Here is a 23,285-nt window from a genome sequence, read left to right as displayed (position 1 = left end):
GGGTGTAGATCTGGGTGGTCGAGATGTCGCTGTGGCCGAGCAGGGTCTGCACGATCCGCAGGTCGGCGCCATTGTGCAGCAGATGGCTGGCGAAGGCGTGGCGCAGCACATGCGGACTGACGAGCCGCGGCGACAGTCCGGCGCGCGCTGCCAGATCCTTCAGATCCCGGGCAAAATGCTGCCGGGTCAGATACCCGCTCTCGCCGAAGGACGGGAACAGCCATTTCGAGGCCGGCGCGCCTTTGGCTTCCTTCGTGGCGGTCGCGACCTCTTCGAGATAGCGCGCCATCGCCTGTTTGGCGCCGGCATTGAGCGGCACCAGCCGCTCCTTGTCGCCCTTGCCGCGGACCACGATCATCCGGGCGTCGCGCCGGGCTGCCGACAGCGGCAGCGACACCAGCTCCGAAACGCGCAGGCCGGTCGCGTACAGCACTTCGAGCAGACAATTCAGCCGGGCGGCGCGCTGCCGCGCGGGCCCCTCTGCGGCGTCGGCCTCCTGGCGCGCGCAGGCGAGCAACCGGTCGACATCGGCAATCGACAGCACTTTCGGCAGGCTGCGGCCCCGCTTCGGCCCGGCCAGGATCGCGGCCGGATCGTCGGCGCGAATCCGCTCGCTGAGCAGAAACCGGAACAGATGGCGCAGCGCCGACAGCCGCCGGGCGACGCTTGAGGTGGCGAAGCCCCGCTTGTCGAGATCGGCCAGATAGCCGCGCAGCGCCGCGGTGTCGGCGGAGCCGATGCTGAGCCGGCGGCGGGACAGGAAGTGCGACAGGTCGGCCAGATCGCGCCGATAGGCGTCGAGCGTGTTGGCGGAGGCGCCCTGCTCGGCCGCGATCATGTCGAGAAACAGCTCGGTCAGTCCGGCATCCGAATACGAGACGGGACGCAGCGGCTCAGCCTGAGCCTCGGGCTCCGGCAGGGCGGCGGCTCTGGATATGGTTCGCGGTCGACGCATGCGACCAGCCTAGCGGCTATTTCTTGAGAAATTTGTCCGGCCCGATCGTCACGGTCATTTCCCGGCTGTTCGGCCCGACGAAATTGGCCAGCGCGAAAATCGTCCCGTAGATGATACCGCCCACCACACCGATCACCGTCAGGAACCGAAACAGGGTGGGCATTCGACAATCTCGGCGGCAGCGAACAGGCGGGCGTTTGGGCGAGGACGGCCGACTACGACCATGTTCGCCCGTCCCTTGCAAGAGACTCTGGCAAGCCCGGCGACGGGGGTAGTATAGCTTGGCCTTTCAGTCCCACGGATGCCGCGAATGTCTGAAACCGTACCGACGGCTGCTGCCGGCAGGTCGCCCCAGGAAGCCGAGATCGTCGCGGCGCTGGGCGATCGCCCGGTCGTGCTCATCGGCATGATGGGCGCCGGCAAATCCACCGTCGGGCGCCGGCTGGCGCTGCGGCTCGGGCTGCCGTTTCTCGACGCCGACACCGAGATCGAAACGGCCGCCGCGATGACGATCCCGGAGATCTTCGAAACCCATGGCGAGCCGCATTTCCGCGACGGCGAGGCTCGGGTGATCGCCCGGCTGCTGGATGGCGGCACCAAGGTGCTGGCGACCGGCGGCGGTGCCTTCATGCGCGAGGAGACCCGCGACCGGATTCGCGAAAAGGCGATCTCGATGTGGCTGGAGGCCGAGGCCGACGTGATCCTGCGCCGGGTCAAGCGCCGCGCCGATCGCCCGCTGCTGAAGACACCCGATCCGGCCGGCACCATCGCGCGGCTGATCGCCGAGCGCCATCCGCAGTACCGCGAAGCCGACATCACCATCGCGTCGCGCGACGTGCCGCACGAAAAGATCGTCGACGAATGCGTCGCCGCTCTCCATCACTATCTGTGCGGCGCGTCCGCCCCAACCTTGAGCGAGACTTCATGAACGCCCCGCAGACACATTCCGCTCCGATCACCGTCGAGGTCGCGCTCGGCGACCGCGCCTATGAGATCGTGATCGGCCGCGACGTGATCGCCTCGCTGGGCCAGCGGATCGCCAAGCTGCGCCCCGGCGCCCGCACCGCGATCGTGACCGATCGCACCGTGGCGAAGACCTGGCTGAAGCGCACCGAGGAGGTGCTGGACGAGGCCGGCATCGCACATGCGTCGGTGATCGTCGGCGAAGGCGAGAGTTCGAAGAGCTACGCGGGGCTCGAACAGGTGTGCGAGGCGCTGATCGCCGCCAAGATCGAACGCAACGATCTGGTGATTGCGCTCGGCGGCGGCGTGATCGGCGACCTCGCCGGCTTCTCGGCCTCGCTGCTGCGCCGCGGCGTCGATTTCGTGCAGGTGCCGACCTCGCTGCTGGCGCAGGTCGACTCCTCGGTCGGCGGCAAGACCGGCATCAACTCGCCGCAGGGCAAGAACCTGATCGGCACCTTCCATCAGCCGGTACTGGTGCTGGCCGACACCGCGATCCTCGATACGCTGTCGCAGCGGCAGTTTCGCGCCGGTTATGCCGAAGTGGCGAAATACGGCGCGCTCGGCGACGAAGCGTTCTTCGCCTGGCTCGAAGCCAACCACGCCGAGCTGTTCAGCGGCGGCGCTGCCCGCGAGCACGCGGTGGCCACCTCGTGCCGGGCCAAGGCCGCGATCGTGGCCCGCGACGAACGTGAGACCGGCGACCGGGCGCTGCTCAATCTCGGCCACACCTTCGGCCACGCGCTGGAGGCGGCGACGGGATTCTCCGACCGCCTGTTCCACGGCGAGGGCGTTGCGATCGGCATGGTGCTGGCGGCGGAGTTCTCCGCCGAACGCGGCATGATGCCGGCGGCCGACGCCCAGCGGCTCGCCAAGCATCTGGCCGAGGTCGGGCTGCCGACGCGGCTGCAGGACATCGCCGGCTTCACCCAGGAAGGCCTCGCCGATGCCGACCGGCTGATGGCGCTGATGGCGCAGGACAAGAAGGTCAAGCGCGGCGAACTCACCTTCATCCTGATGGAAGGCATCGGCCGCGCGGTGATCGCCAATAAGGTCGAGCCGGCGCCAGTGCGCGACTTCCTGCAGCGGAAGCTGGCTGAAGCCTAAACGCCGCTGCGGCGCCCCGCGGTCACGCAGGCGAACCCAAGAGCATCATGAACTCCACTCTGAGCAACGTCCTGATCGCGGTCCTGCTGCTGATCGCCAACGCCTTCTATGTGGCTGCGGAATTCGCGCTGGTGCGCAGCCGCGGCTTCCGCATCAAGGCGATGGTCGAGAAGCAGCGGTTCGGCGCCGAGCTGGTGCAGCACATCCTCGGCAACGTCGAAGCCTATCTGGCCTGCTGTCAGCTCGGCATCACCATGGCGTCGCTCGGTCTGGGCTGGGTCGGCGAGCCGACCGTATCGGCGCTGCTCGCGCCAGTGCTGGAGCCGATGGGCCTGTCGGAATCGGCACAGCATCTGATCGCGTTTCTCGGCGGCTTCCTGTTCTTCTCCTCGCTCCACATCGTGATCGGCGAACAGGTGCCGAAGACGCTGGCGATCCGCCAGCCCGAACCGGTGTCGCAGTGGATCGCCTACCCGCTGCACGTCTCGTTCATTCTGCTGTATCCGCTGAACTGGCTGCTGAATCAGGCCTCGCGCGGCGTCTTGAAACTGCTCGGCGTCGAAGAAAACTCCGAGCACGAAATCCTCACCGACGTCGAGATCGAGGGGCTGGTCGGCGAGTCCGCCGAGCACGGCAAGATCGAGAGTGGCGAGGCCGAGTACATCCAGAACGTGTTCCGGTTCGGCGAACTGGTAGTGTCGGACGTGATGGTGCATCGGACCTCGATGGTCACCGTCAATGCCGATCAACCCAGCGAACAATTGGTGAAGGAAGTTCTGGCCACCGAATACACACGCGTGCCGCTGTGGCGTGACAAACCGGAGAACATCGTCGGCGTGCTGCACGCCAAGGATCTGCTGCGTGCGCTGCGGGCCGCCGATGGCGACGCCTCCAAGATCGACATCGGCAAGATCGCGCTGCAGCCCTGGTTCGTGCCGGAGATGCGCCCGGTGTCAGAACAGCTCAAGGCGTTCCGCACCCGCAAGACTCACTTCGCGCTGGTGGTCGACGAATACGGCGAAGTCGAAGGCATGGTGACGCTCGAGGACATCCTCGAGGAAATCGTCGGCGATATTTCCGACGAGCACGACGTGGTGGTGGCCGGCGTCCGCACCCAGCCCGACGGCTCGGTGGTGGTCGACGGCTCGGTCCCGATTCGCGACCTCAACCGCGCGATGAACTGGGAGCTTCCCGACGAGGAGGCCACCACGGTGGCCGGCCTGGTGATTCACGAGGCCCGGTCGATTCCCGAGCGCGGCCAGAACTTCACCTTCCACGGCTTCCGCTTCCGGGTTCTGCGCCGTGAACGCAACCGCATCACGACGCTGCGTATCTCGCCGGTGCCGCGCGACGGTGAGGCCGATCTGATTCAGACGAAGAGCCGAAAGTCGCGCGCCGGATCGGTCTGACCGAATCTTCGCTCAGGCCTCGTCCGGCGCCTTGGCCTTGATGGCCAGCGCGTGGACGCTGCCCTTCAGTTCCGGTGCAAGCAGGTCGTTGACCATGCGATGGCGATCGATCCGGCTCTTGCCGGCAAAGGCGGCCGACACGATATTGACGCGAAAATGAGTCTCGCTGCGGCCGGAATGGCCGGCATGGCCTTCATGCAGATGAGACTCGTCGATCACATCGAGGCTTTCCGGGGTGAAAGCTTCGCGCAACTTCTTCGTGATAGTGTCCTGCGTGCCCATATCTTGATGCCCACCCTCGGCCGTTATTCCGTCAAATCCGTCTGCGACGCATCAACCGGGGCACTACTCCGAATGTCAAGACTTGAAGCCCGCAACGTTGCGTAGTCAAAGTCCGCTCATGCCAATCGACTCGTCCAAATTCTTCGACAAGATCCGCGTCAAGCCGCGGGCCGCGGAAGTGGCACGCGAAGCCGCGCGCGAACAGGTGCGGATGTGCGATGCGCCCGGCTGCACCAGCCGCGCTGCGCATCGTGCCCCGAAGGGCCGCGGCTACGAAAAGGACTATTGGCACTTCTGCCTCAATCATGTCCGCGAATTCAATCAGGGCTACAATTTCTTCCAAGGCATGGATCCCGACGACGTCGCGCGCTATCAGAAAGACGCGCTGACCGGACATCGGCCGACCTGGAAGATGGGACAGAACGGCGCGCGCAGCCGCGCCCGCAGCCCCGAGGATCTCGAAGGCGCCGCCGATCCGTTCAACGTCTTCAACGAATTCACCGGCAGCCGTCGCCGGCGTCGCGGGCCGGATCCGGCCGACGAGGTGCGCGCCGAGCCGCGCAAGGTATTCAACGCCGAGCGCAAGGCGCTGCAGGTGATGGGCCTCGACAGCGACGCCACGCTCGAAGTGGTCAAGGCCAAGTACAAGGCCCTGGTGAAACAGCATCACCCCGACGCCAATGGCGGCGACCGCTCGACCGAAGATCGTCTGATCGAAATCATCAAGGCGTACAATTATCTGAAAACGGTGGTCCGAAGCTGAGCTGTCGTCTCGTCGCCACGAGACGATGATCTCGACCGCTCAGGGGCTAACCGGTCGGCTCGACGCCCTTCCAGCGGCGATATGCCCAAAACGCCACCGCCAGCGTTCCGACCACGCCGGCCAGCACCGGCAGCCAGTGGTGCAGTGACGCGTGGCTGCGCTCCAGAGCGGTGGCCGCCAGCACGCCCGGCAGCACGTGCGCCGGCGCCCACAACAGAATCGCAGGCACGTCGACCGCGAAGAACCGCGCCGGCGTCATTTGCAGCGCCCCGGCGGTGACCGGCACGAAGGCGCGGATCGGCGGCACGAACCGGCCGAACAGCACCGCCCAGGTGCCATAGCGCAGGAAAAAGGCCTCCGCGCGCGCCACCACGTCCGGATAGATCGACAACGGCCAGGCGCTGAGGATGCGGCGCTGCGCGCGGTGACCGGTCCAATATGCTGCGCCGTCGCCGATCAGCGCGCCGGCGACCGCCGATGCGAGAGCGCCCGCCAGACTGATCTGGCCGCCGGGAATCAGCGCGCTGAGCGCCAGGATCACCGTCGACCCCGGCACCAGCGATCCGAGCACCGGAACGGCTTCGAGCAGAGCAGCCAGGAACAGCGCCAGATACGCGAGTCCAGGATGCGACGCGGCAAATTGAACCAGCGGGTCGAGCAGTGAACTCAAGGCCGTGCGGACTCCGCATCAGAACGAACCGATAGGCGCGACAGCTTACGACCTCCGCCCTGCCGAAAGGTTGCACGGCGATTCGGCATCGCCCACCGAATTCGCAACACAGCCTTCACAAAACCGCGTCATGCACCTATCTCGATGAAACATCGACGGAACTTTGATCGCGCCGCGGGCTTCTGCGGATCGCGGCTCTCTGCTAGGTTCAATTCCGCACTCAACCGCATCCACCAACGAAGATCGGGTTTCGGGCGCGTCCGGGACCACGGAGGATTGATGACCGCCGCTACGACCACCGCTCCGGAGATCACTGGGTTACCTGACATGAAGGTGTCGGTCCGGCAGGTCTTCGGCATCGACAGTGACCTTGAAGTTCCCGCCTATTCCGAGGTCGACCCTCACGTTCCGGATGTCGATCCGGATTACCGTTTCGACCGCGCCACCACTCTGGCGATCTTGGCTGGCTTCGCCAAGAATCGGCGCGTGATGGTGACCGGGTTCCACGGCACCGGCAAATCGACCCATATCGAGCAGGTCGCCGCAAGGCTCAACTGGCCGTGCGTGCGCGTCAACCTCGACAGCCATATCAGCCGTATCGATCTGGTCGGCAAGGACGCCATCGTGGTTCGCGACGGCAAGCAGGTCACCGAATTCCGTGACGGCATCCTGCCCTGGGCGCTGCAGCACAACGTCGCGCTGGTGTTCGACGAATACGACGCCGGCCGCCCGGACGTGATGTTCGTGATTCAGCGCGTGCTCGAAATTTCCGGCCGGCTGACGCTGCTCGACCAGAACAAGGTGATCAAGCCGCATCCGGCGTTCCGGCTGTTCGCCACCGCCAACACCATCGGTCTCGGCGACACCTCCGGCCTGTATCACGGCACGCAGCAGATCAACCAAGGTCAGATGGACCGCTGGTCGATCGTGACCACGCTGAACTATCTGCCGCACGACGAGGAAGTCGAGATCATCCTCGCCAAGGCCAAGCACTATCGCAACGCCGAAGGGCGCGACATCGTCAACAAGATGGTCCGGCTCGCCGACCTCACCCGCAACGCTTTCGCCAACGGCGATCTGTCGACGGTGATGAGCCCGCGCACGGTGATCACCTGGTCGGAGAACGCCGAGATCTTCGGCGATATCGGCTTCGCGTTCCGCGTCACCTTCCTCAACAAATGCGACGAGCTGGAGCGCCCGCTGGTGGCCGAATTCTATCAGCGCTGCTTCAACGCCGAGCTGCCGGAGAGCTCGGTCAACATCGCGATGAGCTGATCCCATGCCTTCAGTTTCCGTCGACCGCACTTATGGCAAGACCAAGAAGGCGGTTCTCGACGGACTGAAGGCTTACAACAAAGAGCAGTGGGGACGGCAGAAGTACAAGCGCTTCGCCGTCTCACTGCGAAACGGAGAGCAAATCGTCGGAGGCGTCGTCGGCGAGATGTGGTCGACGGTGCTGTTCATCCAGTACTTCTGGATCGAGCAGGCCTACCGGGGCAAACGACACGGCAGAAAGTTGCTCGCGGCAATCGAGGACGAAGCACGGAAGTTTGGAGCCACGAGGTCATATCTCGACACGATGAGCTTTCAGGCTCCAGGCTTCTATTCGACCTGCGGTTATAAAAAGTTCGGCGTCATCGACGGTTATCCTGACGATGTGACGCGGCACTGGTTCATGAAAGCGCTATGAGCACCACGACCAACAGCAAACTCCGCACCGGATCGAAGGAAGCGCCGACCGAGCCGTTCAAGCGCGCGGTGACCTCGTGCCTGCGCGCGATCGCGAAAGCGCCGGAGCTCGAAGTCAGTTTCGCGGCCGAGCGCCCCGGCCTCGCGCCGGGCAAGGCACGGCTGCCGGAGCCGGCGCGGAAGATGAGCAAGAAGGACGCGGCGATCGTCCGCGGCCACGCCGATTCGATCGCGCTCAAGCTCGCCTGCCACGACCCGAAAGTGCATCGCAAGCTGATGCCGGGCAATCCGCAGGCGCGCGGCGTGTTCGAGGCGGTCGAGCAGGCGCGGGTCGAAGCGCTCGGTTCGCGGCGGATGGCCGGCGTCGCCAAGAACCTCACCGCGATGCTCGACGATCATTTCCATCGCGGCAAATTCGACGAGATCACCGACCGCGCCGACGCGCCGCTGTCGGACGCACTGGCGATGCTGGTGCGCGAGCGGCTGACCGGGCTGGCGCCGCCGACGGCGGCCAAGAAGCTGGTCGACCTGTGGCGTCCGGTGCTGGAAGACAAACTCGGGCCGCGGCTCGATCAGCTCGAACGCTTCGCCGACAATCAGGCGAAGTTCGGCGACATGATCCACGACATGCTCGACGCGCTCGAGCTCGGCGACGATCGCGACACCGACACTGACGAGGAAGACAACCAGGACGACAAGCAGGAAGGCGAGAACGACCAGGGTGGCGCCGAAGGGCAGCCGGAAGGCGAGTCGGCCCAGGAAATGAGCGCCGAGCAGGCCGAGGCGACCACCGACGAGGTCAGCGACAGCCAGATGGAAAGCGCGCAGGCGTCCACTTCCGACGCCTTCGACGATTCCGAGCTCGGCGAGGACGACACGCCGGGCGAAGCCACCCGGCCGCACAATCGCGGCGCCAACGAGCCGCGCGGGCCGGAGTATCACGCCTTCGCGCCGAAGTTCGACGAGATCGTCGCCGCCGAAGACCTCTGCGATCACGACGAGCTGGAGCGGCTGCGCAGCTATCTCGACAAGCAGCTCGCGCATCTGCAGGGCATCGTCGCGCGCCTCGCCAACCGGCTGCAGCGCCGGCTGATGGCGCAGCAGAACCGCGCCTGGGACTTCGACCTCGAAGAAGGCATCCTCGACCCGGCGCGTCTGTCACGCGTGGTGATCGACCCGTTCCATCCGCTGTCGTTCATGAACGAGAAGGAAGCGACCTTCCGCGACACCGTGGTGACGCTGCTGCTCGACAATTCAGGCTCGATGCGCGGTCGCCCGATTACGGTGGCGGCGACCTGCGCCGACATTCTGGCGCGCACGCTGGAGCGCTGCGGCGTCAAGGTCGAGATTTTGGGCTTCACCACCCGGGCCTGGAAGGGCGGGCAGTCGCGCGAGGCGTGGCTCGCCGCCGGCAAGCCGGCCAATCCGGGCCGACTCAACGACCTGCGCCACATCATCTACAAGTCCGCCGACGCCCCGTGGCGGCGCGCGCGCAAGAATCTCGGGCTGATGATGCGCGAGGGGCTTCTGAAGGAGAACATCGACGGCGAGGCGCTCGACTGGGCGCACAAGCGCCTGCTCGGCCGGCCCGAGCAGCGCAAGATCCTGATGATGATCTCGGACGGCGCCCCGGTCGACGACTCGACGCTGTCGGTCAACCCGGGCAACTACCTCGAACGGCATCTGCGCCACATCATCGAGGAGATCGAGACCCGCTCGCCGGTGGAGCTGATCGCGATCGGCATCGGCCACGACGTGACGCGCTATTACCGCCGCGCCGTGACCATCGTCGACGCCGAAGAGCTCGGCGGCGCCATCACCGAAAAGCTCGCCGAGCTGTTCAGCGAGACCGCCGCGCCCGCCGCGGCGCCGGGACCGCGCCGCCGCCGGCTGCATTCGTGAGCGCATCAGGCTGAGATGAGCCGATGAGCGCTCTGCGGGGCGAGACCGGTCAACGGAGCGACCACGCGGCGACGACCGGCGCTGGCGCGCCAGACCTCGGCGCGACGACGCGACGGCACCTTCTGGCTGGCGGCCTGTCGTTCGGCGGTGCCGTGGCGCTGGCTTCGTTCTCGCCGACAACGGCGCTGGCGCAGGCCAAACCGGCCGAAGCCGACGAGCTGACACCGCCGGCGCCGCGCGCGATCGAGGTGCGGGCTCGCCCCATCGACCATTTCGATCTTCGCGATCGGGCCCATCGCCAGTTCGGTTCGCTGCAATTTCGCAGCGGCCTGATCCTGACGTCGAGTTTCCGCGGCTTCGGCGGGTTGTCCGGCCTGCGGCTCGATCCGCGCGGCGAGCGGTTCGTTGCAGTCAGCGACAAGGCCACCTGGTTCACCGGCCGCATCGTCTATGACGGCACCGCGATGAGCGGTCTTGCCGACGTCGAAGCCGCACCGTTGCTCGGCCCCGACGGCACGCCGCTGCGGTCGCGCAAATGGTACGACAGCGAGTCGCTCGCGTTCGACGGCGGCACCGCCTATGTGGGCTTCGAGCGCGTCAACCAGATCGTCAAATTCGACTTCGGCCGCGACGGCGTCCGCGCCCGTGGCCATCCGATCGCGGTGCCGCCGGCGCTGCGCAAGCTGCCCAACAACAAGGGCATCGAATCGCTGGTGGTGGTGCCGAAGCCGCACGCGCTGGCCGGCACGCTGATCGCGCTGTCCGAACGCGGCCTCGATGCCGAGCGCAACATCGTCGGCTTCCTGATCGGCGGCAGGACACCCGGCCAATTCTCGGTGCGCCGCACCGAGACCTACGACATTTCCGACGCGGCACTGCTGCCGGGTGGCGAGGAGCTGCTGATCCTGGAGCGCAAGTTCTCCTGGTTCGAAGGCGTGCACATCCGGATCCGGCGGATCGCGCTCAGCACGATCGGTCCGGGCGCGACGGTGGACGGGCCCGCGATCTTCGAGGCCGATCTCGGCAACGAGATCGACAATATGGAGGGGCTCAACGTCCATATCGACGCCGGCGGCGCGACCGTGCTGACGATGGTGTCGGACGACAATTTCTCGATGCTGCAGCGAACCCTGCTGCTGCAATTCACGCTCGAGCCGGACTGAGAGGCCGCGCGACCTGCCATTGCGCCGGAGCCGTTGTCACCCGGTCCACGCCGCAGCGGCCCTGCTGGCTCTGAGCGACTCGGCAGCCGCCGACATCGAACGCACCGCCTCGGGCTCCTGCCCCGGCGTCAGCGCCCGGCGGATCATCCGCGCCAAATCGCTGCGCCGATACGGCTTCGACAGCAGCAGCACGTCGGAGTCGATCCGGTCGTTGTGAATCAGCGCATTCTCCGAATAGCCGCTGGTGTACAGCACCTTCAGGCCCGGGCGGAGTTTGGCCATTTCGACCGCGAGCTGAACGCCGTTCATCGCGCCGGGCATCACCACGTCGGTGAACAGCAGGTCGAACGCGGTGTCGCTCTCGCCGATCGACAACGCCGCAGCGGCGTTACTGACCGACAGCGTCGTATAGCCGAGGCTCTTGAGCTGGGCGTTGACGTAGCTACGCACCATGGCGTCGTCCTCGACCACCAGGATCGTCTCGGTGCCGCCGACTGGATTCGGCTCGATCGACGGCGCAGCATCCGCATCAACCTCAGCCTGGGCACGCGGCAGATACAGCCGGAACGTCGTGCCCTGTCCCTCTTCGCTGTCCAGCGTGATGTGTCCGCCGGATTGCTTGATGAAGCCGTACACCATGCTGAGGCCGAGGCCGGTGCCCTTTCCGACTTCCTTGGTGGTGAAGAACGGATCGAACACCTTGTTGCGGATCGCCTCCGGGATGCCGCTGCCGGAATCGGTGATGGAGATCATCACGTAGTCGCCGGGCGCCAAATCGCCCAACCTCTTGCCGAGATCCGGATCGACCATGACGTTGCTGGTCTCGATCGTCAGCTTGCCGCCCTTCGGCATCGCGTCGCGCGCGTTCACGGCGAGGTTGACCAGTGCCGACTCGAGCTGTCCGCGGTCGACATAGATCGGCCAGGTGTCGGGCGCCAACACGGTCTCCACTTCGATTCGCTCGCCCAGGGTCGGTCGCAACAGGCTCTGCAGGCCGGCCAGCAGCGCGTTGACCCCGGTTTCGTCCGGTCGCAGCGGCTGTTTGCGGGCGAAGGCCAGCAGCAGCCTGGTCAGCTCGGAGCCGCGGTCGGCCGCCTCGCTGATCAGCTTGGCGATCGCCGCGAGCTGCGGCTGATCGGCGACACCGTCGCTGATGATGTCGATCGTGCCGGTGATCACCGTCAGCATGTTGTTGAAGTCGTGCGCGATGCCTCCGGTGAGCTGCCCGATCGACTCCATCTTCTGCGACTGCCGAAGCTGTTCTTCGAATGCGATCTTCTCGGTCAGGTCGCGCATGAACGCGTTGACGACGAACCGTCCTTCGACCGGCAGCGCCGTCATCGACACTTCGAGCGCGATCGGCGAACCATCGCGCCGGACCGCCTCGACCTCGATACGGTGGCCCTGGATGACGCTCATGTCGTGCTCGATCGCCTCGATGAAGCGTCGATAGCCGGTCTTGACATCTCGGTTGTGGTCGGGCGCGAGCGCCAGTTCGCCGAAATCCTGTCCGATCGCTTCCTCCCGGGACCAGCCGAGCAGCGATACGGCATGCGGGCTCCAGTCGGTGATCCGGCCCTGGGCGTCGAGCTGCACGAAGGCGTCGAGCGCGGTGTCGATGATCGCGCGCGACATCTGCTCGCTGCGACGGAGCGCTTCCTCGGCCTTCTTGGTCTTGGTGATGTCGTGATACACCATCACCGCTCCCTGGATCTCGCCGGCCTCGTTCCGCAGCGGGCGGCCGTTGGCGATCAAATAGGAGCGGCGACCGGAGCCGATCGGCTGCACCGCGAACTCGAAATTGACGATCGTCTCGCCGCGATAGGCACGCAGCAGCGGCGACTGATCCTGCACCATCGGATTGCCGTCCGCGTCGAACCGGTCGAACGATCTTGTGGTGTTGAGGACGCCGACGCCGGATAGCTGCCCGAAGGTCTCCCGCGCCGCGGGGTTGGTCAGGATCACCATGCCCCCGGCATCGGCAACCAGCACCGGATCGACCATGTTGTCGATGGTGTTCTGCAGCACTTCGGCGATCCGCGAGCGCTGCTCGACTTCGGAAGCGAGCGCCACCGCCTTGCGCTGGGATTCCGACGCCATCCGGCTGAACGCATCGGCCAGCATATTGATCTCATGGCCGCCACCGGTCTTCACCTCGACCGGTACACCGCTCGAGGAGAACGCCACGATCGAATTGGTGATCCGGACCAACGGGCGAGTCAGCGAGCGTGCCAGCGGAAACGCCATCAGCATCGCAACCAGGATCGCCACCGTTCCGCCCAGCACGGTGGAATTCCTCACTGCCGTCTGCACCGACGTGAGCGACGCATAGGGCCGCGTTTCGACTACCGCGAGCCGCGGGCCGTCCGGCAACTCGGTCCAGTCCCACCCCACGCCGAACCGAGCGCCGGCCCGATCGGTGACCAGCGTCGGCTGGATCTCGCCGGCGTTTCCGGTGAGCAGCAGATCGGCCAGACGCGGGAAATCGTCCTGGATCCGGCTGGGGCGCCCGAGATCGAAGCCGAATTCACGCGATCGGTCGGGATGCAGCAGGTAATCGCCGTTCGCATTGACGACATAGATCGTACTGCTGCCGTCGCTGCTCTCGCGGATCCTCTCGAACAATCCGCGCAGATCGGTATTGATGACGAGAATTCCGAGCCGTGTACCGTCGGCGTCGTCGATCGGCACCATCGTCCGCACCGTCGGCACGCGAGGCTGATCCGGCGTCGGCGTGCTGTTGTTGAGCTCGACCTTCGACATCGCCACCCGTTTCGGCGGCAACGCCATGGCTTCTTTGAAGTACGCCCGGTCACCGCGCCGGCTCAGCTCCGACGGCGCCACCGCGCGAATGCTGCCGTTTGGGCCGCGCCGGTCGACCCGCACGAGTTCGCGGCCATCATCATCCGGGCCGATGATGCGCAGAACCGCGCAGCTCGGCTTGGCCACCATCTCGGCGAAAAAGCGCTCCTCGATCCGTTTGCGCCAGTTCTCGGGCTCGGCGCCCGTACTCTGAATACTGTCGCGCCGCGCGGTGAGGAGCTCGCGTAACGCCGACGACGACTGAGCGCCGACAGCATCCGCATGGGTACCCTTGAGCGACGTATCAATCAGCAGAGCGTTGAGCTCGGCGTGTGTTTGCAGCCGCATCAGCGCCCGCGGCATCACCAGGTCGACGACGTTCTGGTAGTTCAGAAATCCGAGGACCGCGGTGGTCACCAAGACCAGCGCTACCATGGCGAGGGTCAGCCGGGTCGACAGTTTCATGGAGGCCCCTGCAATGGTGACCGCATCGGCACTCACCGTGGCGCCGGCGGCGGCTTCTGCTGCGGTCCGCAATCCATCGGGCGATCCCACCGAAGGAGAGAAGTTGTGCGATCGGCCGTCCGCTCCGTCACCTCGGGAAAGTACGTGATTCGAACAAATGTATATTACTGGTAGTGATACGAGGCCCCCGCACGTCGATCGCTGGCAGTCGATCGCACCAAGGACCCTAATACCTTCGACTGAACGGCAAGCACGACAAAACGGCCGGGTCGAACGACCCGGCCGCCGAAATTTCGATCATATTCGTCCGCTGGGGAGCGGCGATCAGCTCGCCGCAGCAGCCGGCGCGCCGGCCGTCTTCTTGGCAATCGCGCGCTTCAGCTCCACCGCTTTGGGCGACAGCTCGGCTTCGCGAGCCTTGAGCAGATAGGCGTCGAGACCGCCACGATGGTCGACGCTCTTCAGCGCGTTGGTCGAAACACGCAGCCGTACCGCGCGACCGAGCGCGTCCGACAGGAAAGTGACGTTGACCAGGTTGGGCAGGAAACGCCGCTTGGTCTTGATGTTCGAATGGCTGACCTTGTGGCCGACCTGGGCACCCTTGGCGGTCAGTTCGCAGCGCCGAGACATGGCGAAAATCCTCTGTCATCCCCCGCCGGCCCACCAGCAGGCACGGGGCTTCATCATTCGTCCGTTTTCAGGAACCGCGGACCTATAAAAGGGCTGGGGCGCAGCGTCAAGCGACGGCTGCGCCGGAACCCGAAATTGGCGAATCGGGAACTGCCGCGCGGTGCTCGCCGATACGCGGAATTGTCCGCACCATCAAGCATCTGACACCATATAAAGGACGTAATCGGTTCCGACATCAACTGATCGGCCCGGTGCGCGTTGCCCCATCGACAGCGCGCCCGGCGCCAGGCAGGACATCGTTTGTGAGCACCAGTATTCGTCGCCCCGCTACCCAGGTCACTTCCGCGCCGATCCGGCGTGCCGGTCTGGCCGGGTTGCTGGCCGGCGCCGCGATTCTGACGGCAGCGCCTGCGGTTGCGCAGGGCAAGCTCGACGCCCGTTATGAAGCCTCGCTCGCCGGCATCGAGGTCGGCAAGGGCGCCTGGGTGATTCAGGTCGATGATGATTTCTATTCGGCGTCCGCCACCGGCGCCACGTCTGGCGTCATGCAGGCGTTCTCCAGCGGCCATGGCCGCGGCGAAGCGCAGGGCCGGGTGATCAACGGCCAGTTCGTGCCCGGCAACTACATGGCGAGCATCACAGGCGGCAAGAAGACCGAGACAATCCGGATCACGCTCGCCAACGGCAACGTCAAGGATTCGAGCATCGAGCCCGAACCGCCGCCGGACGATGATCGCATTCCGGTGACCGATGCACACCGCCGCGGCGTGATCGATCCGATGACGGCGTCGTTCTTGCGTGTGCCCGGCACCGGCGACCTGCTCAGCCCGGATTCATGCCGGGTATCGACGCCGATCTTCGATGGCCGGATGCGCTACGATCTGCGCATGGAATACAAGCGGACCGAAACGGTGAAAGCCGAAAAGGGCTATCGCGGACCGGCGCTGGTTTGCGCGGTGTATTTCAACCCGGTCTCCGGCTACATCCCGGATCGCGCCGCGATCAAATACCTGACCAAGCAGCGCGACATGGAGGTCTGGCTGGCGCCGATCGCCGGCACCCGCGTGCTGGCGCCGTACAAGCTGAAGATCCCGACGCCGCTCGGCAATGCGGTGCTGGAAGCGACGCAATTCATCACTCAGGCGTCTCCGCCGAAATCGGCCTCCCGGACGCAATAACGCGCGGCGCCTCACCGTCCTGCCGACGGCTTCGAATCGTGTTGACTCCCGACGGAATCGCGGAACGCATGAGTCGCCGCGGACTCATCCCGGCCAAGAGGATTTCGGCCTGTCATTTCACCTGATCTTGAGCGCTCGCCCGGCTTCGGTACGAGATATTGGGGCAACCACGCTTGGCTTCGAGCGAGTCAGCGATTCGGCCGCGTTTCGTTCCGGACTCGTTCCAGCCCTTAATCGGCGATTGCTGCGGCGTCGCAATGTGACACACATCTGACCGCGACCACGCAGAAATCCAGTCGAAATGCCCAATCTGTACTCTGAAGCGTTTACCAATGACCGCGTCCCCGGTGCGGGTGTGACCGCCGTGCTGGGACCGACCAACACCGGCAAGACCCATCTGGCGATCGAACGGATGGTCGCACACCCGTCCGGATTGATCGGCCTGCCGCTGCGGCTGCTCGCGCGAGAGGTCTACAACAAGATCGTCGACAAGGTCGGCGCCCATGCGGTGGCGCTGGTGACCGGCGAGGAAAAGATCAAGCCCAAACAGCCGCGCTACTGGGTGTCGACCGTCGAGGCGATGCCGCGCGATCTCGATGTGTCGTTTCTCGCCGTGGACGAAATCCAGATCGCGGCCGATCTCGAGCGCGGCCACGTCTTCACCGATCGCATTCTGCGCCGGCGCGGCCGCGACGAGACGCTGCTGCTCGGCGCCGCGACGATGCGGCCGATGATCGAACGGCTGCTGCCCGGCGCCAGTATCGTCACCCGGCCGCGGCTGTCGCAGCTCGAATATGCCGGCGACCGTAAACTGACCCGGCAGCCGCGCCGGACAGCGATCGTGGCGTTCTCGGCCGACGAGGTCTATGCGATCGCCGAGCTGATCAAACGCCAGCACGGCGGCGCCGCGGTGGTGCTGGGCTCGCTGAGCCCGCGCACCCGCAACGCCCAGGTGGCGATGTTTCAGTCCGGCGATGTCGATTACCTGATCGCCACCGACGCGATCGGCATGGGGCTCAACCTGGACGTCGACCACGTCGCCTTCGCGTCGGACCGCAAATTCGACGGCTATCAGTTTCGGCGCCTGACGCCGGCAGAATTCGCTCAGATCGCCGGGCGCGCCGGACGCGCCACCCGGGACGGCACCTTCGGCACCACCGGGCGTTGCGCGCCGTTCGAGCCTGAGCTGGTCAATGCCCTGCAGAACCACAGCTTCGAGCCGGTGAAGATGCTGCAATGGCGCAACGCCGAGCTGGATTTCGCCTCGATCGGCGCGCTCCAGGTGTCGCTGGCGGAGACGCCGCGGCACGAAGCGCTGACCCGCGCGCCTGTCGCCGAGGATCTCCGCGTGCTCGACCACGTCGCCCGCGACGGCGAGGTGCGTGAATTCGCGCAGGGAAAAGCAGCCGTGGAGCGGCTATGGGATGTCTGTCAGGTTCCGGACTACCGTAAGATCGCACCGGCAGCCCATGCCGAGCTGGTGATGACGCTGTACCGTTTCTTGATGCAAAAGGGGCGGATTCCGGATAGCTGGTTCGCCGCCCAGATCGATCAGGCGGATCGCACCGACGGCGGTATCGACACGCTTTCCGCGCGAATTGCCCAAATCCGCACCTGGACCTTCGTGGCCAACCGCCCCGACTGGCTCACCAACCCCGAGCATTGGCAGGGTTTATCGCGCGAAATCGAAAATAAATTGTCAGATGCGTTGCACGAACGGCTCACGGAACGTTTCGTCGATCGTCGGACCAGTGTATTGATGCGCCGCCTGCGGGAAAACACGATGTTGAATACGGAAATTGGCAAGACTGGTGAGGTGATCGTCGAGGGCCATGTGATTGGTCGGCTCGACGGCTTCACCTTTGCGCCCGACGCGGCCGAGGCCGGCTCGGATGCGAAGGCGTTGCAGGCGACGGCGCAAAAGGCGCTGGCCGGCGAAATCGACGCGCGCGCCGAGAAATTGTCGAACGCGCCCGACGATCAGTTCATTCTGACCTCCGACGGGACCATTCGCTGGACCGGCGATGCGGTCGCGCGGCTGGTCGGCTCCGACGACGTGTTGCGGCCGCGGCTGCGGATCATCGCGGACGATCGGCTCGCCGGAGCGCCGCGCGAAGCGGTGCAGGCGCGCCTCGACCTGTGGCTCAACACGCATGTCGAGAAGATCCTCGGCCCGCTGTTCGAACTCGGCAAAGCCGAGGACGTCAGCGGTATCGCCCGCGGCATCGCCTTCCAGCTGATCGAGTCGCTCGGCGTGCTGGAGCGCGCCAAGATCGCGACCGAAATGAAGGACCTGGACCAGCCGTCGCGCGCGACCCTGCGCAAATACGGCGTGCGGTTCGGCGCCTACCACATCTACTTCCCGTCGCTGCTGAAGCCGGCGGCGCGGGCGCTTGCCTCGCTGCTGTGGGCGCAGAAGCAGGACAATGTCGACCTTGCCGCGCTGTCCAGCGCGCAGCATCTGGCCGGCAGCGGCCGCACGTCGTTTCCGGCTGACAAGGCGCTCGATCGCGACGCCTACCGCACACTTGGTTACCGGCTGTGCGGCGAGCGCGCTGTGCGCGTCGACATCCTCGAACGCCTCGCCGATCTGATCCGGCCCGCCCTCGCCTGGCGCGAAGGCGCCCCCGGTGAGAAGCCGGCCGGCGCATTCGACGGCCGCAGCTTCGTCGTCACTCAGGCGATGACGTCGCTGACCGGTTCGGCCGGCGAAGATTTCGCATCGATTCTGAAGGCGCTCGGCTACCGCATGGAGCGGCGCCCGGCGCCACCGCCGGCCCCGAAGGCCGCCGAAGCCGCGCCCCCCGCTGCCGCGGCCGAGGCGTCGCCCGCGACCGAGATGTCGGCCGAGGATCAGGCCATCCTGGCCGGCGCGATCGCGTTCGAGCCGTCTTCGGCTGAGGACGAGGCGACCGAGGCCGCGCCGAGCGTCGACGAACAACCCAAAGCCGACGAGCCGGTTGTCGACCAGTCCGAAGCTGTCCCGACCGAGCCCGCCGCAGCGGCTTCGGACACCGAAACCGCGGAGCAGGCCGCCGAGGCGAGCGCAGCGAGCGAAGGCTCTGCCGCTGACGCGCCGACCGCCGAGACAACAACCAGCGAGACACCGGCCGCTGAGGGCACGTCCGAAGCCAGCGCCGCAGAAGCTGCGCCGGCCGCCAAGGCCGAGCCGGAGCTGGTCGAAGTCTGGCGTCCGGGCGGACGCTCCGACGAGCATCGGCCGCGCCACGACCGCAACCGTCATCGCAATCGCCCGCAGCACGGCGCCGCCGCTGGCGCGAACGAAGGCGAGAGCGGCGAAGCCAGGGGCGACCGCAACGGCGGCCGTCGCGGCAAGGGTGATTTCCGTCGCGACCGCAACAATCAGGAAGGCGACCGACGCGAGGCCTCCGGCGAAGGACGGCCCCCGCGCGAGCGCTTCAAGGGCCGCGACAAATTCCAGGACAAGCGTCAGGGCGGGCCGAAGGGCGGCCGCGACAATCAGGGCGGCGGCTCGCATCGTCAGGTGCACTCCAGCGCGCCGCGTGAGCGCGACCGGCCGATGGATCCGAATTCGCCGTTCGCCAAGCTCGCCGCGCTGAAGGAGCAACTCACCGCCGGCCGCAAGGACTAGCACTGCGCCGGCACTGCCGATGGTTCGGGCTTGGAGCGTCAGCGTCTCGATAAATGGCTGTGGCACGCGCGTGTTGTCCGTGCGCGCACCACTGCTGCCGCTCTGGTCGAACACGGCCATGTCCGCATCAACGGCGTGCGCGAGACCTCACCTGGACACGGCATCAAGTCCGGCGACGTGCTGACGATTGCGCTGGATCGTAGCGTGCGGGTGTTGAAGGTGATTGGATTTACAGAGCGCCGCGGCGACGCCGAGTCGGTTACTGGACTTTATGCCGATCTCGGAATGCCACGGGAATAGGCATCTTCACTTGCGGCTGCGGAGCTCCTGCGGTACGCAAACACTCAAAATTAGAACCGTTCCGGAGCGTTGGGATGACTTACGTCGTCACTGAAAACTGCATCAAGTGCAAATACACCGACTGCGTGGAAGTTTGCCCCGTGGATTGTTTCTACGAAGGCGACAACATGCTGGTCATCCACCCGGACGAATGCATCGACTGCGGCGTGTGCGAGCCGGAATGCCCGGCCGAAGCGATCAAGCCGGATACCGAGCCGGGCCTCGAGAAGTGGCTGTCGCTGAATTCGGAATACGCCAAGACGTGGCCGAATCTGACTCAGAAGAAGGAAGCTCCTGCGGACGCCAAGGAGTTCGACGGTCAGTCGGGCAAGTTCGAGAAGTATTTCTCTGCGGAGCCGGGTTCGGGCGACTGAGCCGAAGTCTGCTGTAGGTCTTGAGAGGCCGGCTCAGCCGGCCGACCAGCTTAACCCTGTTGACGAGATGCGCCCCGGAGCACCGCTCCGAATGGGCTGGAATCGTCATAAATCATTGATTTTTGCGGGAAATGTGCTATATTTAGCACATTCGTCAACTCCGGCGCGCCGTTTTCGCGGCCGGGAGAGGGTTCCCCGTCAAAAGCAACGAACAGGGGCGTGGCGGTTCCACGCGCAGGCTGTGTCACAGAAAACGCGTAAAACGAGTGTTTCTTCAAAGGGTGCCAAGTCGGCATCTGCGGCCAGCCGCGGAGCCACAAAGAGCCGTTCGAAGGCTTCTGTCAAGGACACCCGGACAGCCGCCAAAGCGACCGCCGCAAAGGCTTCTGTTTCCAAGACCCAGACCAAGGCGGGCGCCGGCAAGGCGAGCGCCACCAAACACGCTACCGCAAAGGGGTCTGCTGCAAAGGCTTCGGCCTCCAAAGCTCCGGCCTTCAAGTCCTCGAAAATCAAAAGAAGTGAAATGCCAACCAAGTCTGCGAAAACTCCCGCCAAGCCGGCGACCTCCAAGCCCGCCGCAGCAACCAAGCCGGCGGCGAAGCCTGCCAAGGCTGCCGTCGCTCCGAAGGCGGAGGTGAAGGCCGAGGTCAGGACCGAGGTGAAGGCGCCGGTTGCCAAGGCAGCGGTCAAGCCGGACGTGAAGCAGCCGGTGGCGGCGTCCAAGCCGGCGGCTCCGGCGCAGGCGCGCGTCGAGGAGCCGAAGAAGGCCGTGACCCAGCGTCAGGGCTTCAAGGCCAACGAATTCGTGGTCTATCCGGCCCACGGCGTCGGCCAGATTCTGGCGATCGAGGAGCAGGAAATCGCGGGCGCCAAGCTTGAGCTGTTCGTCATCAACTTCATCAAGGACAAGATGACGCTGCGCGTGCCCACCGCGAAGGTCGGCAATGTCGGCATGCGCAAGCTGTCCGATCCGGCGCTGGTGAAGAAGGCGCTGGAGACCCTGAAGGGCCGCGCTCGCGTCAAGCGCACGATGTGGTCGCGCCGCGCTCAGGAATACGAAGCGAAGATCAACTCCGGCGACATCGTTGCGATCGCCGAGGTGGTCCGCGATCTGTTCCGCTCGGAGTCTCAGCCCGAGCAGTCCTACAGCGAACGGCAGCTCTATGAAGCGGCGCTCGACCGCCTGTCGCGCGAGATCGCGGTGGTGCAGCACATCACCGAGACCGAAGCCGTCAAGGAAGTCGAGAGCCAGCTCGCCAAGAGCCCCCGACGCGGCGCCAAGGCCGAGGCGGAAAGCGATGCCGAGGCCGATACGGATGCCGACGGCGATTCCGACGACGAGTCGGTGACCGACGAAGCCGCGTAAGCGATCGTCTTCGGTTCGTGAGATCGAGGCCCGGCCATCCAGCCGGGCCTTTTTCGTGGGCGCAACGCGACCCTCGCGCTCAATCGACGACGATCTTCACCAGCTCGCGCGGCTTGACCTGGGCATGGGCGTCGAGACCGTTCAGCACGCGGAAACGGTCGAGCGGCCGATCGACGCCGGACATCCGGTGCGACAGCGATTCGACCGTGTCGCCGGGCTGCACGGTGATCACCTTGATGCGCAGCGGGCGCGCCGCCTGGATTTCATCGAGCGACAGCCGCCGGAACGAATTCACCGTGTCGCGGGCGTTGCGGTCGCTCTCGGCGGTGCGCTGCCGGGTCGCGAAGATAAAGCGGTACACGTCGCTGCCGAACCGCAGCGCGTACACCCTGAATTGCCATTGCTCGCCACGCGCCGTCACCGACGCGGCCGGGAAGCCGTTGACGGTCAGCTCTTCGGTCGAGCTCTTGTCGACGTTCTCCATCCAGCCGGAATTCAGATAATCGGCGAGCGACTGCTCCGCCGGCACCCGGACGACGTCGAACCGCATCGCCTGATTGCCACCTTCGCGCAGTCCGATCACCGCTTGGGCCGTATTATCGAGCGTGAACGAGTCCGGCACCTGGAAGGTGAAGCCGAGCTTGGGATGCAGGAAGCGCCGGCCGCGCACGAAGCCTTCGCTCGGATCCTCGCCATAGACGAGGTTGTCGATCGCATTCAGATAGGCTTCGCGGTCGCGCTCGCCGCGTTCGCCGCGCCAGCCGCCTTGCGGGGCTGTGTACTGCCGGGCGTTATTCTGTGCGTTGGCGACCCGCTCCGGGGTCGCCGGATGGGACGATAGAAAGTCGGTACGTCCGTCGCTGGTGCCACGGCTGGCCTTCAGCGCCGCGTTGCGCTCCATCGCGGTCAGGAACCGCGCCGCGCCGTAAGGATCGAATTGCGCCCGCGCCGAGATGCCGATGCCGATGCCGTCGGCCTCCAGCTCCTGCTGCCGCGAGAAGCTCGCCATCGACAGCTTGGTTTTCGCCAGCGCCAACGCGGTCATGCCGGGGTCGTTGCCCATGTCGGTGACCACGCGCGCGACCAGCGCCGCCTGCCGCGCCTGGTCCTCGCGGATCGCGGCGTGCTTGGCGAGGACGTGGGCCATCTCGTGCGACAGCACCGACGACAATTCGGAGGTGTCGGTCGCGAGCGCGATCAAGCCGCGGGTGACGTAGAGCTGTCCGGTCGGCAGCGCAAAGGCATTGACGGCGCCGGAATTCAGGATCGTCACCTTGTAGGCGAGATCCGGGCGGTCGGAGGCTGCGACGAGCCGGTCGACGATGCCGGAGATCAGCGTTTCCAGCTTGGGATCATCATAGGCGCCCCCATAGGTCGCCAGGATGCGCTCGTGCTCGCGCTCCGCCGCGGGCGACTGCGCCGCGGGGCGCACGGGCTTGGCCGCAGGCACCGCCGCAACCGGCCCGGTCTCGAACCGGCTGGGGTCGCCGCACCCCGAAAGCGCCAGCGCAGCGCTCAGCAGCAGCCACGCCGCCACCGGGCGGCGGCCCTTCCGGAAGTTACGCCGTGCTTCACCGCAATTCACGCGACAGCTCTCTTTCGGGCCCTTCAGTCC

General features: G+C 65.8%; 20 protein-coding genes. 13 read left to right on the top strand and 7 right to left on the bottom strand.

All coding sequences use genetic code 11. The features are described 5' to 3' along the window. A partial coding sequence (locus tag DY468_RS21930) for a site-specific tyrosine recombinase (protein WP_164607339.1) occupies positions 1-955 on the bottom strand: 955 nt, incomplete at its 3' end. A 16-nt stretch (positions 956-971) separates the two neighbouring features. Further along, positions 972-1,118, bottom strand: coding sequence for a hypothetical protein (locus tag DY468_RS21925; RefSeq protein ID WP_011156073.1), 147 nt, complete (start codon positions 1,116-1,118; stop codon positions 972-974). Positions 1,119-1,265: 147 nt separating this feature from the next. Here DY468_RS21925 and DY468_RS21920 point away from each other — a divergent pair, with 147 nt between their 5' ends. Genes DY468_RS21920 through DY468_RS21910 form a run of 3 tightly spaced genes read left to right on the top strand, consistent with a single transcriptional unit; the run spans position 1,266 to position 4,434 of the window. Beyond that, positions 1,266-1,883, top strand: coding sequence for a shikimate kinase (locus DY468_RS21920; protein WP_164607338.1), 618 nt, complete (start codon positions 1,266-1,268; stop codon positions 1,881-1,883). Next, positions 1,880-3,025 carry a 3-dehydroquinate synthase gene (gene aroB / locus DY468_RS21915; RefSeq protein WP_164607336.1) on the top strand — a complete coding sequence of 382 codons (1,146 nt, stop codon included), beginning with the start codon at positions 1,880-1,882 and terminating at the stop codon, positions 3,023-3,025. Before DY468_RS21920 ends, aroB begins: the two co-directional genes overlap by 4 nt. A 47-nt stretch (positions 3,026-3,072) precedes the next feature. Further along, on the top strand, positions 3,073-4,434 hold the full coding sequence (locus tag DY468_RS21910; protein WP_164607334.1) for a hemolysin family protein: 1,362 nt from the start codon (positions 3,073-3,075) through the stop codon (positions 4,432-4,434). A gap of 12 nt (positions 4,435-4,446) precedes the next feature. On the opposite strand, the gene DY468_RS21905 is transcribed toward DY468_RS21910, so the two are convergent. Then, on the bottom strand, positions 4,447-4,716 hold the full coding sequence (locus DY468_RS21905) for a BolA family protein (protein ID WP_164607332.1): 270 nt from the start codon (positions 4,714-4,716) through the stop codon (positions 4,447-4,449). Positions 4,717-4,834: 118 nt separating this feature from the next. Between DY468_RS21905 and DY468_RS21900 the strand changes: the two genes are divergently transcribed. Then, positions 4,835-5,479, top strand: a complete 645-nt coding sequence (locus tag DY468_RS21900) for a J domain-containing protein (RefSeq protein WP_164607330.1) — start codon at positions 4,835-4,837, stop codon at positions 5,477-5,479. Between the two features lie 46 nt (positions 5,480-5,525). Here the strand turns inward: DY468_RS21900 and DY468_RS21895 are convergent, their stop codons facing one another. After that, positions 5,526-6,149, bottom strand: a complete 624-nt coding sequence (locus tag DY468_RS21895) for a DedA family protein (RefSeq protein ID WP_164607328.1) — start codon at positions 6,147-6,149, stop codon at positions 5,526-5,528. A gap of 279 nt (positions 6,150-6,428) precedes the next feature. On the opposite strand from DY468_RS21895, the gene cobS reads away from it, so the two are divergent. Genes cobS through DY468_RS21875 form a run of 4 tightly spaced genes read left to right on the top strand, consistent with a single transcriptional unit; the run spans position 6,429 to position 10,903 of the window. Continuing rightward, positions 6,429-7,424 (top strand): cobaltochelatase subunit CobS, encoded by a 996-nt coding sequence (cobS, locus tag DY468_RS21890; protein WP_107342711.1) that lies wholly within the window; start codon positions 6,429-6,431, stop codon positions 7,422-7,424. A 4-nt stretch (positions 7,425-7,428) separates the two neighbouring features. Beyond that, positions 7,429-7,839: a GNAT family N-acetyltransferase gene (locus tag DY468_RS21885; protein ID WP_164607326.1), complete on the top strand. Its 411-nt coding sequence runs from the start codon at positions 7,429-7,431 to the stop codon at positions 7,837-7,839. Further along, positions 7,836-9,740, top strand: coding sequence for a cobaltochelatase subunit CobT (cobT, locus tag DY468_RS21880; RefSeq protein WP_164607324.1), 1,905 nt, complete (start codon positions 7,836-7,838; stop codon positions 9,738-9,740). The genes DY468_RS21885 and cobT overlap by 4 nt, the downstream gene beginning before the upstream one ends. 23 nt (positions 9,741-9,763) lie before the next feature. Next, positions 9,764-10,903, top strand: a complete 1,140-nt coding sequence (locus DY468_RS21875) for an esterase-like activity of phytase family protein (RefSeq protein ID WP_164607322.1) — start codon at positions 9,764-9,766, stop codon at positions 10,901-10,903. Between the two features lie 36 nt (positions 10,904-10,939). Here DY468_RS21875 and DY468_RS21870 read toward each other — a convergent pair whose 3' ends face one another. Together DY468_RS21870 and rpmB are read right to left on the bottom strand one after the other, a co-directional pair. After that, positions 10,940-14,170, bottom strand: coding sequence for a PAS domain S-box protein (locus tag DY468_RS21870; protein ID WP_164607320.1), 3,231 nt, complete (start codon positions 14,168-14,170; stop codon positions 10,940-10,942). 324 nt (positions 14,171-14,494) lie between these two features. Further along, positions 14,495-14,800 carry a 50S ribosomal protein L28 gene (gene rpmB / locus DY468_RS21865; protein ID WP_164607318.1) on the bottom strand — a complete coding sequence of 102 codons (306 nt, stop codon included), beginning with the start codon at positions 14,798-14,800 and terminating at the stop codon, positions 14,495-14,497. A 302-nt stretch (positions 14,801-15,102) separates the two neighbouring features. Between rpmB and DY468_RS21860 the strand changes: the two genes are divergently transcribed. The 5 genes from DY468_RS21860 (at position 15,103) to DY468_RS21835 (ending at position 21,670) form a co-directional block, all read left to right on the top strand. Continuing rightward, complete coding sequence (locus DY468_RS21860; RefSeq protein ID WP_164607316.1) at positions 15,103-15,978, top strand: DUF3108 domain-containing protein; 876 nt, start codon at positions 15,103-15,105, stop codon at positions 15,976-15,978. Between the two features lie 301 nt (positions 15,979-16,279). Further along, positions 16,280-19,591 (top strand): helicase-related protein, encoded by a 3,312-nt coding sequence (locus tag DY468_RS21855; protein WP_164607314.1) that lies wholly within the window; start codon positions 16,280-16,282, stop codon positions 19,589-19,591. 30 nt (positions 19,592-19,621) lie between these two features. Beyond that, positions 19,622-19,891, top strand: a complete 270-nt coding sequence (locus DY468_RS21850) for an RNA-binding S4 domain-containing protein (RefSeq protein WP_164607312.1) — start codon at positions 19,622-19,624, stop codon at positions 19,889-19,891. A gap of 74 nt (positions 19,892-19,965) precedes the next feature. After that, positions 19,966-20,304 (top strand): ferredoxin FdxA, encoded by a 339-nt coding sequence (gene fdxA / locus DY468_RS21845; RefSeq protein WP_164607310.1) that lies wholly within the window; start codon positions 19,966-19,968, stop codon positions 20,302-20,304. Between the two features lie 241 nt (positions 20,305-20,545). Next, on the top strand, positions 20,546-21,670 hold the full coding sequence (locus tag DY468_RS21835; protein WP_234822302.1) for a CarD family transcriptional regulator: 1,125 nt from the start codon (positions 20,546-20,548) through the stop codon (positions 21,668-21,670). A 79-nt stretch (positions 21,671-21,749) separates the two neighbouring features. On the opposite strand, the gene DY468_RS21830 is transcribed toward DY468_RS21835, so the two are convergent. Next, complete coding sequence (locus DY468_RS21830) at positions 21,750-23,207, bottom strand: M48 family metalloprotease (RefSeq protein WP_199851815.1); 1,458 nt, start codon at positions 23,205-23,207, stop codon at positions 21,750-21,752. Between the last annotated feature and the right edge of the window lie 78 nt (positions 23,208-23,285).

This window comes from Rhodopseudomonas sp. BR0M22 (assembly GCF_010907035.1).
In the GTDB taxonomy this organism is placed as follows: Bacteria; Pseudomonadota; Alphaproteobacteria; order Rhizobiales; family Xanthobacteraceae; genus Rhodopseudomonas.
This window is presented reverse-complemented; position numbering and strand designations above follow the sequence as displayed.

Bases quoted from the DNA above. Each gene is read 5' to 3' on its own strand.
- DY468_RS21905 (WP_164607332.1), bottom strand. From the start codon at position 4,716: ATGGGCACGCAGGACACTATCACGAAGAAGTTGCGCGAAGCTTTCACC.
- DY468_RS21920 (WP_164607338.1), top strand. From the start codon at position 1,266: ATGTCTGAAACCGTACCGACGGCTGCTGCCGGCAGGTCGCCCCAGGAA.
- aroB (WP_164607336.1), top strand. From the start codon at position 1,880: ATGAACGCCCCGCAGACACATTCCGCTCCGATCACCGTCGAGGTCGCG.
- DY468_RS21900 (WP_164607330.1), top strand. From the start codon at position 4,835: ATGCCAATCGACTCGTCCAAATTCTTCGACAAGATCCGCGTCAAGCCG.
- DY468_RS21855 (WP_164607314.1), top strand. From the start codon at position 16,280: ATGCCCAATCTGTACTCTGAAGCGTTTACCAATGACCGCGTCCCCGGT.
- DY468_RS21925 (WP_011156073.1), bottom strand. From the start codon at position 1,118: ATGCCCACCCTGTTTCGGTTCCTGACGGTGATCGGTGTGGTGGGCGGT.
- DY468_RS21885 (WP_164607326.1), top strand. From the start codon at position 7,429: ATGCCTTCAGTTTCCGTCGACCGCACTTATGGCAAGACCAAGAAGGCG.
- fdxA (WP_164607310.1), top strand. From the start codon at position 19,966: ATGACTTACGTCGTCACTGAAAACTGCATCAAGTGCAAATACACCGAC.
- DY468_RS21910 (WP_164607334.1), top strand. From the start codon at position 3,073: ATGAACTCCACTCTGAGCAACGTCCTGATCGCGGTCCTGCTGCTGATC.
- DY468_RS21870 (WP_164607320.1), bottom strand. From the start codon at position 14,170: ATGAAACTGTCGACCCGGCTGACCCTCGCCATGGTAGCGCTGGTCTTG.
- cobS (WP_107342711.1), top strand. From the start codon at position 6,429: ATGACCGCCGCTACGACCACCGCTCCGGAGATCACTGGGTTACCTGAC.
- DY468_RS21875 (WP_164607322.1), top strand. From the start codon at position 9,764: ATGAGCGCTCTGCGGGGCGAGACCGGTCAACGGAGCGACCACGCGGCG.
- cobT (WP_164607324.1), top strand. From the start codon at position 7,836: ATGAGCACCACGACCAACAGCAAACTCCGCACCGGATCGAAGGAAGCG.
- rpmB (WP_164607318.1), bottom strand. From the start codon at position 14,800: ATGTCTCGGCGCTGCGAACTGACCGCCAAGGGTGCCCAGGTCGGCCAC.